The sequence below is a fragment of the Ensifer sp. ENS06 genome (assembly GCF_014852205.1).
In the GTDB taxonomy this organism is placed as follows: domain Bacteria; phylum Pseudomonadota; class Alphaproteobacteria; order Rhizobiales; family Rhizobiaceae; genus Ensifer; species Ensifer adhaerens.
The window spans coordinates 71,016-82,081 of the sequence record NZ_JACVBC010000017.1 but is presented as its reverse complement, the minus strand read 5'-3'; the positions used below and the strand labels follow the sequence as shown (position 1 = coordinate 82,081).

Annotated in this window: 11 protein-coding genes and 2 pseudogenes; 5 read left to right on the top strand and 8 right to left on the bottom strand. The window is 57.9% G+C overall.

All coding sequences use genetic code 11. The features are described 5' to 3' along the window. Positions 1–234: 234 nt before the first annotated feature. Entirely contained in the window at positions 235–1,002 is a 768-nt protein-coding gene (locus IB279_RS32950) for a hypothetical protein (RefSeq protein WP_146243026.1), read from the top strand. Between the two features lie 234 nt (positions 1,003–1,236). Here IB279_RS32950 and IB279_RS32945 read toward each other — a convergent pair whose 3' ends face one another. The 4 genes from IB279_RS32945 to IB279_RS32930 all read right to left on the bottom strand — a co-directional run bounded on the left by IB279_RS32945 (position 1,237) and on the right by IB279_RS32930 (position 5,212). After that, positions 1,237–2,331, bottom strand: coding sequence for a PHB depolymerase family esterase (locus tag IB279_RS32945; RefSeq protein ID WP_113505554.1), 1,095 nt, complete (start codon positions 2,329–2,331; stop codon positions 1,237–1,239). A 148-nt stretch (positions 2,332–2,479) separates the two neighbouring features. Beyond that, positions 2,480–2,716, bottom strand: a complete 237-nt coding sequence (locus IB279_RS32940; protein ID WP_060607017.1) for a DUF6894 family protein — start codon at positions 2,714–2,716, stop codon at positions 2,480–2,482. A 422-nt stretch (positions 2,717–3,138) separates the two neighbouring features. Next, on the bottom strand, positions 3,139–3,918 hold the full coding sequence (locus tag IB279_RS32935) for an ATP-dependent Clp protease proteolytic subunit (protein ID WP_113505555.1): 780 nt from the start codon (positions 3,916–3,918) through the stop codon (positions 3,139–3,141). Beyond that, positions 3,905–5,212, bottom strand: a complete 1,308-nt coding sequence (locus tag IB279_RS32930) for a hypothetical protein (RefSeq protein WP_029742848.1) — start codon at positions 5,210–5,212, stop codon at positions 3,905–3,907. The genes IB279_RS32935 and IB279_RS32930 overlap by 14 nt, the downstream gene beginning before the upstream one ends. 232 nt (positions 5,213–5,444) lie before the next feature. Between IB279_RS32930 and IB279_RS32925 the strand changes: the two genes are divergently transcribed. Continuing rightward, positions 5,445–5,672, top strand: coding sequence for a hypothetical protein (locus tag IB279_RS32925; RefSeq protein WP_113189021.1), 228 nt, complete (start codon positions 5,445–5,447; stop codon positions 5,670–5,672). A gap of 80 nt (positions 5,673–5,752) precedes the next feature. Here the strand turns inward: IB279_RS32925 and IB279_RS32920 are convergent, their stop codons facing one another. Further along, positions 5,753–5,941 (bottom strand): hypothetical protein, encoded by a 189-nt coding sequence (locus IB279_RS32920; RefSeq protein WP_113189022.1) that lies wholly within the window; start codon positions 5,939–5,941, stop codon positions 5,753–5,755. Positions 5,942–6,299: 358 nt separating this feature from the next. Next, positions 6,300–6,769: pseudogene (locus IB279_RS32915) on the bottom strand (NUDIX hydrolase). A 147-nt stretch (positions 6,770–6,916) separates the two neighbouring features. Here IB279_RS32915 and IB279_RS32910 point away from each other — a divergent pair. From IB279_RS32910 to IB279_RS32900, 3 genes and pseudogenes are all read left to right on the top strand, one after another. After that, positions 6,917–7,810, top strand: a complete 894-nt coding sequence (locus IB279_RS32910) for an SDR family oxidoreductase (RefSeq protein ID WP_034800441.1) — start codon at positions 6,917–6,919, stop codon at positions 7,808–7,810. A gap of 119 nt (positions 7,811–7,929) precedes the next feature. After that, positions 7,930–8,067: pseudogene (locus tag IB279_RS32905) on the top strand (hypothetical protein); the annotation flags it as partial. Between the two features lie 484 nt (positions 8,068–8,551). Further along, positions 8,552–9,109 (top strand): DUF4334 domain-containing protein, encoded by a 558-nt coding sequence (locus tag IB279_RS32900; RefSeq protein WP_113189024.1) that lies wholly within the window; start codon positions 8,552–8,554, stop codon positions 9,107–9,109. Positions 9,110–9,155: 46 nt separating this feature from the next. Here the strand turns inward: IB279_RS32900 and IB279_RS32895 are convergent, their stop codons facing one another. Then, on the bottom strand, positions 9,156–9,968 hold the full coding sequence (locus tag IB279_RS32895; RefSeq protein WP_112977423.1) for a Ku protein: 813 nt from the start codon (positions 9,966–9,968) through the stop codon (positions 9,156–9,158). A gap of 14 nt (positions 9,969–9,982) precedes the next feature. After that, positions 9,983–10,876 (bottom strand): Ku protein, encoded by an 894-nt coding sequence (locus IB279_RS32890; RefSeq protein ID WP_113189025.1) that lies wholly within the window; start codon positions 10,874–10,876, stop codon positions 9,983–9,985. Positions 10,877–11,066 lie beyond the last annotated feature (190 nt).

The following is an 11,066-nucleotide window of genomic DNA, read 5'->3' as shown; positions in this document are numbered from 1 at the left end:
AATCAAGGGGGCGCCATGTCCTACACCGAACAGACATTTTCGCCTTGTGATCCAGCAAGTTCCGGTCGGTCCTAGACACTTGAGGCTGCGAACTGCACAGCGCTGTGCGCAGTATGTTCCCAGCCACGACAATCTGGCATTGGTTGGGACGAACCGATGGGCGCAGGTAAGCGCCGGCCGCAATGGCTTCACACTTCTGTGACCACTCAACCGCCCATTTGGAGACATAAGGACATGCCTCAACCGTTCTTCCTAGCGTTGGCTCTACAGGCGAGCGTTCTTCTATCCGCAACTCTGCTCTTGATCCCCGGGGCATATGGTCAAGGGTCGGTGCCAGCAAATTCCGAAGCAAAACGCTACGGATCGGGATGGGAGTGCAATCGTGGATTCCGACAAGAGGCCGATTCCTGCGTTGCTGTGACGGCTCCCGACAATGCTTTCCTGACACACGCTTCCTATGGCAACGGCTGGGAATGCGATTACGGGTTTGCCGAAAAGGACGGCCAGTGCCTTGCGGTACGGCTGCCCGCCAATGCTTTTCTCGACTCTTATTCTGGTGACCGCTGGAAGTGCATGCACGGATATCGTCAGCGCGATACTGAATGCGACCTCATCGAAGTGCCGGACAAGGCGTATCTGACGGATTCGAGCTATGGCGAGGGCTGGATCTGTGAACGGGGGTACCAGGTCATCGGTAGCAAATGCGTCGCACTGATCGTTCCTGACCATGCCTACCTGACCACCAGCGGCAATGAATGGTTGTGCGACCGTGGATTTGAAATGAAAGATCAGGCCTGTGTTGCTGTAAAGGTTCCCGAAAATGCAACCTTCGCGGACAACTCCTATGGCCAGAAATGGAAATGTGACCGCGGATTTGAAGCAAAAGGATCGGTATGTTCACAGATCAATCTTCCTGAAAACGCACATCTGGATCGTTCCGGAAACGGCTGGGAGTGCAACCGTCCGTATCGGCTCAGTCGCGGGGTATGCAGTATGGAGTGACGGCAGCGCGAAAACATCAGGTGGTGCGCAACTTCGCCGCTCGATGTGGCCGCTCTTCAAAAAAATCGTCTGGACCCACCGCATAGCTTGAGGGCCGAGCGTATGGCCCATCAGGTGGGCGACCTTGTAAATTGGATGTTCGCTGCGGCGGCGTCACTCGCCGTTTGAGGCATCTCCACGCGGTGAGTCGTCAGATCGAAAGGGCGGGTGGCCACGAAGGAAGTGTGCGCGGTGTTATCGCATCAGACCCGCTGCACGAAGCGCGTCTTCGATCGTCCGCCGAATGCCGTCCGCCGGTCCCTTGGGACTCGGATTATCGTTGCTCCGAGCCTTGGGGATAGCGACGTCAGTGGCGACGCCCGGGTTCACCTGTCTCAAGGATGGCGCCGCAACCCCGAACGATTTGGCAATTTCCTCGGTCGACGAAATGCCGACGTCAAGCATGTAGGGCCCTGCCCGACCGTACCCACTTTTCGCATCGATCGGTGTGCCGTGGCCCATACCCTTGACGCGGTAAAGCTGAAGGCGTTCCTCCCCGTTGGCATTGACCCAGACCCGGCGTTCAAGCCGCGACGTCGGTTGTTCTACCCGGGGCGATCCTCGGGTTTCAACAACGCCCAGCCACTGGTCGACAATCGCATCTGCGTTGGCCGAGTTGACGGTCATGTCCTGCGTTCCCTGCCAGACCGATATCGCCGGCCATGGGCCCGTTGTTTTGGAAGCGGACCGAAGCAGCTTTTGAAGCGTGTTAGTGTCGGGAATGCCTTGCGCGCGCATGCGGTCGAACGCTTGGGGTATCGTGTGTGCCGTGCCATAGGGGAGGCCGGCTATGATTGCGCCGCCGGCAAAGACTTCAGGATAGGTCGCCAGCATCACATTGGCCATCGCTCCACCTGCTGAAAGCCCGGTTATGTAAACTCGCGAGGTATCGATGTCATAACGTTCTTCGGCGGTCTCGATCATCTGGCGGATTGAAAGCGCTTCACCATCGCCGCGCGCCATATCGTTCGGCTGGAACCAGTTGAAGCAAAGATTGGCGTTATTGCTGCGGGTCTGCTGCGGGAAGAGGACGACAAAGCCATAGTCGTCGGCCAATCTGCTCCATCCCGAGCCTGCGTCGTATGACGACGCCGTCTGGGTGCAGCCGTGCAAGACGACGACGAGCGCCGGTCGTGGAATAACTGTCGATGGGACATGAACTTTTGCCTCAAGCTGGCCAGGATTCGGTCCAAAGGCCTCGAATTCCGACAAGTGGCTCTCCCGAGAAGGGTCGACCGGATGTGTGCGGAACTGCTTGAGCAAAGCGAGGGTGTTAGACAAGGAGCGCATAACGAAACCTCCAGGCCGTAACGGCCAGGATGGCTATCATAGCGGCCTCATACAGCACTCGGTAATCATTGCTGCAGTGCACAATATAATGCTGCGAAGCAGTGTTTCAATGGAAGGCGCGAGATTTCGCCAGACGAACGCAAATCCGTCAATCGAGCCAGCGGTTGCGAAACGTGAGGCTGGCAACGGAGATAGGTTTGCCCTCTTCGCTGCGCACAGAAACTGAAATTTCAGTGCCATAGCCCTCGGGCAATTCGTCGCGTGCGACATCAACGAGGATGCGCGTGATTTCCTGCATGACGGCTTCGCGGGAATGTAGCTCAAGCCCCAGATCATCCCGCGTCTGTCCGTCACCATTCATAAGATCGAAGAAATAGCGCGTCATCACCACTCCGGCCTCCTCTTCCATAGAAAAGCCCGGAAGGAAGCCATTGTTCCCAGAAGTAAATCAGCGCTCCGTATTTCTTCGACAGCCAAAGCTCCAGTGCACAGCCTTTGTGCGCTCGAACCCGACAGTTCTCTCACCGGTTGAGTTGCGAGCCATGCCTAACCTCTCATCTACCGCGGACGCTGCAGATCGCGCCAATTGCATTTATGCAAAGCACACGCAGTCTGGGGTCACGATCCCAGAAACGTTATGACGGGGCTTCCAGGAAATGGGCGTCAAGAGGCACGGCCCCGCGCTGATTTCTACGCCCGCCTTCAAGATCGGTGTTAAGTCCTCCTGTGTCCGATTGTGTTTAATCCAACCAAAGAGGCCCGCCATTGTCCATGCCCTAGCGTAGAGCTGATCCGCTCGGTAGAGACCTAACTTCTCTTCTTGGGACTCGCAGCTGGCGTAGTCGTCAGTCGAAAATCAGCCATTTCCTTCGCCGTCAAATAATAAAGGCGATCCGCAGGCGTTTCCAAAGCGTTGAACCAGAGTTCAGCAGCAATGCCCATCGCCTCGAGATGGCGGGCGACACGTGCGGTGGCGGACTGTGTGGTCGACATGAGCTCGTCTGCGGCAGGTATGACGTTTCTGACGGTAAATAGCTGGTGCACTCCAACCACCGCATCTTTTTCCGCGAGGCGTTCAACGCCGCCTGCAAGCACGATTGGACATGAGGATGCGCAAAGTGCTCTCGACACCACTTTCGTCGTCAGCGATTTTTCGCGTATCAGCTTGGAAATTGCCAGCGCGTCGTCCACTGAGCCGCCTGGGGAGTTGAGCGCGACGGTTCTTACATACTCGCCGCGAACTTCGATCTCTCTAGCAAAGCGCGAAGACGCGCCTGGATCGAAGGTGCCTTCGACAAGCAGGACGCCGCCGGGGCCAAGTTCCAATGTCATCGGCTTGTTCAGCACTTCGGCCGGGCTCGATGGGCTTTGCGCAGCATCGCTCGGATCCCCCTTGGTTCCTGCAGGCGGCAGGAACGGGACCTGGTAGGCTGGGTCGGCGGTTGACAGCTTGGGGCTGGTTTCCATGTTGCGAACGTCGATAATCAGAAAAATCGCTGTCAACGACAGCAATAGATAGAACACGCCTCGCATCGCGGTGCCATCGTCGAGGCGCTTCAAGGCCTTGATCGGTTCATCGATCCTCATGTGGGCGATCCTTGGGACGTATTCTCGGGTCGAGGTTTGTGATGTTGTTTGCCTCTTCCGTAGTTTTCTGCGCTTCAAGCTCGGCGGCAACCTCCATCAGATCCGAGCCGCTTTCCGCCAGCGCACGCTTCAATTCTATTGCCTGCACGAGTTCGGCTGCCGTGATGCGTTCGGCAAATGGCATCCTCTCTTCCTGTTTTCGGATCGCGCCGTGCACGACTGCAAGAATGAACACGAGTACACCGGGCAGGAGATCGATGGAGATGGCGCCAGCCCATGCTGGAATAAAGTCCGAAGCGTAGCGCAAAACTGCTTCGGCGGACGATAGTGGAACGAACCTTCGCTCCTTTACCGGTGCGCGCGCAAGGATCTCGTCAGCGGCGTCGGACAGAACCTTCGACTGGGCCGCTACTGAAGCGCGCACTGTCGCCATTACCCTGTCCTGGCGGTCAACTAGGTCGGCATCGCCACCGTCGGCGACAGGTGCAATAAAGCCGAGCGAAAGATCATCGGCCGCGCGACGGATCGAAGGGGCAATTGAAGTCTGTCCGAGCGAGGCTATGACCCCGGTGAGCGCCACGACTTCCGAGGAGAACTGGTCGGCACGCGGTTCAATGGCGCCGGGCGCCGATACCAGCGTACGCATGGTCTCAAGCCGCTTTTGTCCTTGTTCGAACAACGTCGTTACCTGTTCGCGCGAGGCGTTGATGCCGTTCTCTAGATCTTTCATCTGCGCTGACATCTGCGACAGCAACTGAACGACGCTTCCTGAACCGGTCGTACCGGTCAGAGCGCCCGATTGCCGTTCCGAAAGCGCCAGCTGAGCAAAGCGCTCGGAGGCGCGCTGGATATCGGGCAGAAGACTCTGGGCAGCAAGTGCGTTCTGGTGCGCCTGGTCGAGGTCGGCGGTATAGTCTTCCACCGTCTCGGCCAGGTGCTGCTCAAGTGCCGCAGAACCTGCTAGTGCAGCAGCATTTAGCCAGCTTGACATGGCCATGATCATGACCGCGCCGATGGCCATCACACCGAGCATGGCGGCGCGGCCCGTATGGGTCGTGATATGCGGAAAGAAGCGCGCCATATAGGACCAGAAAGCGTAGATGCCGACCGAGACGGAGGCCGAGTAGATAATCGCTGCGAAGAAGATCGCCGTTGGCGAACCGTCCAGGATGCTGCGCACGCCGAGATAAGTGTACACGCCGGAGGCAAGGGCTAGGACGGCAATGGCAAACCGCGTCATCGTTTCGACGGCGGCGACCCCGTCGTGCAATCGCTGGGATGCGCCGGTCGCCATGGGCCAGTCTCCGTAGAAGGAAAGTATTCCTTAAAAGAGGATCAAGAAGCGGGCGGAATAAAGGCCGGTTTAACACCGCGTCCCGGACATCCGTTCTAATTGATTGGGACGAACCAAAGCGCGCCGGTCGCGGATAAGGTTCAACGGCACCAAGCGGAAGCGCACGCACGTAAATCACCTAGGAACTATTGCGTCCTCCGGCAGTTGGTGGTGTGCGAAAAGGAGAGCGCCGATGACCCCAGATATTCGAAACTCCACGTTCTATGTGTTGACCCAGGACGATCCCTCCGCGCCAACAGACGCGGTTCCGGTTGGCTTCGAAGAGGCCTATGAGGAGGCTCAAAGGCTCACCGAAAGCGGCTTGCCGGTTCATGTCCTTTATACTGAAGACGCAACTCAAATGCAGCTGACGCGGTTTACTGAGGCCGGAATCAGAACGAGCTTGGCTTCGCAAGGGTAAGGGGAACGGTCGGTTCTCGGCGATCGATAGGATTCACGAGTTCGTTCTGCCTGAGAAGTGATGAGGCCCGCAGTTTACCTTCATGTAAACCCGGTGTGATCGCCGCTGTTGTCCTCGTCATTGCCTCGGCTTACCGGGCGCTTTTTGCTTTCAGCGACACGTTTGGCGCCCGTCATAAACAGCACGACAATCATCACTTTTTCGTGTTCGTCCTGGAGAACTCTCAAGATCGCGACAGCATAGCTACGCAGCCCTAACTCGATGAGCATTCAGACCTCCAAGGCGTAAACGAGCATGTCGGTATCGAGAAGCTGGACGAACTCGCGCTACGAGCGCTGATCACGGTCTTGAAAGACAAGCCGGCGGTCTGGCGAAGAGGGAGATCGAGCGCCATCGCGCGGCCTCGGGCGTCGACTTGAGGTCCGAGCCGATAAGCGGTCGCAGGCCGCGTCAAGCCGACCGGAACATCCGGATTTTTCCGCCCTCTCCTTTTGGCCCACACAAGGGCAGTCGAGCTCGCTACCCACCGCTCCCGCGACGGTCGGTCCGCCAGCGCTCTCCAAGATACGACAGACGACGATGCAAACTTCAAAAGTGGATGAGAATGGATCGTCGCAGTTTGCGTCTTCAAGGCAAAGTCGCACTGCCGAAGCGTAAAATCTGGTCGCGTAGGGATCGCGCAGCGACGCGACGGGCGGCCTCTCGATATTCGAACCAGACAAGTTTGCGCTCGCCCTTCTCCGGAAAGTTCCCGCGCAGGCCAGCAACTTTCATCGCAAAAACGTGGACCTTGCAAGAAACTTTCAGGCCACTATCTAACTTCTTCCTGTAGACGTAGTGGCCAATTGGAGCCCTCTCACAGCTCCCTTTTACGCCGGCCTCTTCGAACGCCTCCCTTGCCGCGACCTCATGAGCAGCTTTCGTTTCATGGGCCACCCCTTTGGGATGACCCAGCGACCGGTATCGCGGCTGGTGATGAGAAGTATTTCGAGCGAATGCCCTGTGCGGACACGGTAGCACAAGGCCGCATACTGCAACCTCGGCGGACGACGAAGCATCAACTGCACGTCGGCAAGGACCCTGTGCAGCAATTGCATGGAACGTTTTCTCCCTCGGCGCGAAAAGAGGTTGAAGAGACGTCAAATGAACGGTGGAGCCTGTCGTTTGGTTCCTCCGAATTGCTGGACGGGAACCCGAAACCAATCGACGAGTTTAACCGATTATCGCCACATGAGGATTTACCAATGACCGATCGTCTGATGATGCAAGATCCCCGAACACAGTACCCCTCGCCGCCGTTTGACCCTCAACCACAATCCATGCCCGGTATTGTTGGTAGGATGCATCCAAAGCCCGATCACGGCGAGAAAACCTACAAAGGGGCAGGTCGGTTGAAAGGGCGCAAAGCCCTGATCACCGGAGGAGATTCTGGCATTGGACGAGCCGCAGCGATTGCGTTTGCACGGGAGGGTGCCGACGTCGCCATATCGTTCCTGCCGGAGGAAGAACCGGACGCGAAAGAGGTTATCGAGTTGATCGAGGCCGAGGGCCGCAAGGCGCTCGCCTTGCCGGGTGATGTGAAGGATGAAGACTGGTGCCGCGCGTTGGTGTCGCGGGCACTGTCCGAGCTTGGTGGCATAGATATCCTGGTGATCAACGCGGCCCGACAACAGTTTCGCAAGAACGTCTCGCTTGTAACGTCCGAGGACTTTGACGCCACGCTGAAGACCAACCTCTACGCCTTGCACTGGATTGCTCAGGCCGCCGAGCCGCATTTGCCCCCAGGTGCGTCCGTCATCACAACCGCGTCCATCCAGGCATATCAGCCATCGCCAATTCTCCTCGACTACGCCACGACCAAAGCTGGGATCGTCGCCTACACCAAGGCACTCGCAAAACAACTCATCGAGAAGGGTGTCCGGGCCAACGTCGTGGCACCGGGTCCATTCTGGACGGTCTTGCAGCCAAGCGGCGGCCAGCCTGACGAGAAAGTGAAGAACTTCGGGAAGGACAGCGATTTCGGTCGGCCCGGCCAGCCGGTTGAGCTGGCCCCTATTTACGTCTTCCTCGCCTCGCAGGAGGCAAGTTTCGTCAATGGTGAAGTTTACGGTGCGACCGGCGGAAAAGGCGTTGATTGATGCCGTATGATTTCGGCGCGGCCGGTTCCGACGGCCGACGGGCTGGTGCGGCAAGCCGCCTTCAAGGGGCTCCGCGAGGATAAGCCAGCTGCCGAAATTAAGGCAGAAAAGCCGGCCCGACGGCGGTCGCTCCACTATCGCCGCGAGCCCGGTCAGGGGCGACTGCCTCAATGCCTCTCAATTGGGCGCAAGTGAAATCCGATCTCGGCCCGAAGCGGTTCATAGCGCGCACGGTCCCGGCGCCCTCACCAAAATCAGGGCCGAACCGCCGAGCGACGTTCGCGGTTAGAACTTCGTCAACGCTGGGCAGAAACGGAAGCCGAGCGAAGCGAACCGGAGACAAGGAAGGCACGTGGACAGGCACAATTAGTGACGAGGAGCAGGATGTAAAGGCAAAGGGCAAGGAAAAAAATACAGGCGCGCTATCCGATACTCCTCGATGGGAGATCGCCCCTACGAGCGCGCGATCGCCACGCATGTTGGAGTAGTCCTTCTAACCAGGTCTTACGGCGAAATAGCAGATATCAGAACGGTCCGTAATCTCTATTTCCCTCCATGGGTGCGATGAACTTGTCTGGGCTACCTGGCCGCGGGGTTCACTCGATGAACTGGTAAGGACCTGGTCCGAAAAAACGTCGCCGACCTCTGAACTCAAGCCGGGCTGATGGTTTCCGACATTGGAAGATCTGCGGCAGGCGCGTCGCGGGGGCAGATTGAAACGAGAAGCCGGGAGGCGTAGAGGTGAGGAGAGACAATGCGTTAAATGATCAGCAACGGGCGCTGGAACAGTTTCTGCGGCTTCCGCCGCTGGAACCGTGCGAGCTTGCCGGCCTCTGGCAAGGTTGGGGAGTTCCAACTGGTCATCCCTTCGATGGCGTCGTGGAGAACCTCGGCTGGTTCGGCAAACGGTTCAATCCGGATCTGCGGGCCGATGCCCTTCTTTTTCACGTCGGTGGGCGAAAACTGCGAGCCATCGATCCGAGGTGGGTTCCGCTTGCCCTCGCACTTCGCTTTCATGCGTTTGGAAGAACGGCCCTTGCCGCCGTGCTTTTTGCCGGTCTTCAACGGTGCCTTCAGGCAAAGGGTCCCGTCGCCTCGATCAAAACGGTTGCCTTTGAAGGCGTCGCAAGCGCGGCCATGATCTCTGACGACCAGTCGATCGTCGACCATTTTCGACGGATCAATGACGACAGCTTGATGGGACTGATGGCCATGCGAGATGACGATCGGTTTTATGTTTTTGAACTTGAGAGGGTCATCGATCCCATCGCGCTGGCGCAGAACCTGCCCGTGGGCTGACGAGAGCCAGCCGTGCCGTCGTCAAGGTCTAAGGGTCGCGGATGGTTCATTTCCGGGGACGACGCTCCGCTGCGACCGACTTTTTCAAGGCGTCCATGATGTTGACGACGTTGCTGGGTGGCGATGGTGTGGTTGACGATTTGGACTTGGCCCTGGACGGTTTCTTTATCGCCTTCTTCTTGGCAGCGATGATGTCGACCAGGCGTTCCTGCACGGGGTCCTCCACCATGCTGGGGCTCCAATCCTTCGTCAGCTTCTTTATCAATCGCTGCACAAGCGGCATCATTTCGGGGTCCGCCTTGGCGTCGCTCGCGGTGGTGAAGTACGTTTCTTCGCCACGAACTTCGTCGCCGTAGCGCAATGTCCAGAGCACGATCCCCTTGCCACGCGGCTCGAGCATGACGGCTCGTTCCCGACGCGATATGACCAGTCGTGAAATACCGACCATTTTCTGAGCTTCCATCGCATCTCGGATAACAGAAAAGGCCTCCTGGCCGACCGGTTCGCTCGGAGAAAGGTAGTAAGGCGTATCGAGCCATATCCACTCGAGGCTGTCGCGCGGGGTGAACGTCGAGATATCAATGGTCCTGGTGCTTTCGAGTGCGACGGTCTCAAGCTCCTCGTCCTCGATCACGACATACTCCTTTTCCCCGCGCTGGTAACCCATGACCTCATCGTCTTCCTTGACCTCTTTCCCGGTTACCGCATCGACGAAGTGACTGACGACACGGTTCTCGGTCTCGCGATTAAGCGTGTGAAAGCGAACCTTTTCGCTCTCGGACGTGGCCGGCATCATCTCAACCGGGCACGTCACCAGCGAGAGTTTCAAATAGCCTTTCCAGTAGGGGCGGACAGCCATGGCTCAATCTCCCGTCAGCCGGTGCGACGCGACGTTGCCGCCTGTTTCGACTTGAAAGACGAGCTCGACTCTTTTTGCCGACGAGCGCCCTTGTTTGCGTTGGCCGCTTGACGCTTGGACTTCGACTTGCTCGCATTGACGCCCGCGCTCTCGCGGAGCGCCTTGAGCAGATCGCCGGGTTTGGATGCTACGGGCAACTTTTTCTTCGGCAGGGCACGCCCCTCGATTTTGGCTTTGACCAGCTCGGCAACAGCCGCCTCGTACCGATCATCAAAGTCGCCGGGGTCAAAACTGCCTTTCTTGGTGCGGATAATGTGCTCTGCAAGTTCCAGCATCTCGCCCTCGATCTTGAGGTCGGGAAGCTCCTGGAACGCCTCTTTCGAAGATCGCACTTCATAGTCAAAGTTGAGGGTTGCCGCCACCAGCCCCTTGCCGTGTGCGCGGATAAGTACGGTTCGTAGCCGGCGAAAAAGCACGGTCTTGGCGATCGCGGCGACCTTGGCCTTAGCCATCCCATCACGGAGCAGTGCGAAAGCCTCCCCGCCCATCTTGTCGGGTGCAAGATAGTAGGGTTTGTCGAAATAGGTTGTGTCGATCTGCGAGCAGGGAATGAAGGCCTCGATCTTCAGGGTCTTGTCGCTTTCCGGAACCACCGCTGCGACTTCTTCAGGTTCCAGGACGACGTATCGTCCACCCTCGATTTCATAGCCTTTTACCTGATCGTCGGCCTGAACGGGCTCTCCCGACTCGCTGTCAACGAACTCGCGCTTTACCCGGTTGCCTGTTTTTCGATTGAGCCTATGGAAGCTGATGCGTTCGGACGAGGACGCGGCGGTGTAAAGTGCCACTGGACAGGTGACCTCTCCGAACTTGATGTAGCCTTTCCAGTTCGCTCGCGGGGCAACCATGGCTCCATTCCTTTCGACACCCGGGAGGACGCAACCTGTCGGTATGCAAATCGTTCCACGGTCAATTTCGTCAAACTCTACCAAACGTCTAAGCGCTTTTGTCAGGTGCCGTTGTTGCGCCTGAGTTGGGCGCCGGGACGAGAGAGCCTGCCAATCATCAGGAACGTGCGAAGGCCAGTTTACGGTTCAG

Excerpts from the sequence above, each read along its gene's own strand:
- IB279_RS32935 (WP_113505555.1), bottom strand. The coding sequence starts at position 3,918 with ATGAGGATCGATGAACCGATCAAGGCCTTGAAGCGCCTCGACGATGGC.
- IB279_RS32890 (WP_113189025.1), bottom strand. The coding sequence starts at position 10,876 with ATGGTTGCCCCGCGAGCGAACTGGAAAGGCTACATCAAGTTCGGAGAG.
- IB279_RS32945 (WP_113505554.1), bottom strand. The coding sequence starts at position 2,331 with ATGCGCTCCTTGTCTAACACCCTCGCTTTGCTCAAGCAGTTCCGCACA.
- IB279_RS32910 (WP_034800441.1), top strand. The coding sequence starts at position 6,917 with ATGACCGATCGTCTGATGATGCAAGATCCCCGAACACAGTACCCCTCG.
- IB279_RS32925 (WP_113189021.1), top strand. The coding sequence starts at position 5,445 with ATGACCCCAGATATTCGAAACTCCACGTTCTATGTGTTGACCCAGGAC.
- IB279_RS32895 (WP_112977423.1), bottom strand. The coding sequence starts at position 9,968 with ATGGCTGTCCGCCCCTACTGGAAAGGCTATTTGAAACTCTCGCTGGTG.
- IB279_RS32940 (WP_060607017.1), bottom strand. The coding sequence starts at position 2,716 with ATGACGCGCTATTTCTTCGATCTTATGAATGGTGACGGACAGACGCGG.
- IB279_RS32920 (WP_113189022.1), bottom strand. The coding sequence starts at position 5,941 with ATGCTCATCGAGTTAGGGCTGCGTAGCTATGCTGTCGCGATCTTGAGA.
- IB279_RS32930 (WP_029742848.1), bottom strand. The coding sequence starts at position 5,212 with ATGGCGACCGGCGCATCCCAGCGATTGCACGACGGGGTCGCCGCCGTC.
- IB279_RS32950 (WP_146243026.1), top strand. The coding sequence starts at position 235 with ATGCCTCAACCGTTCTTCCTAGCGTTGGCTCTACAGGCGAGCGTTCTT.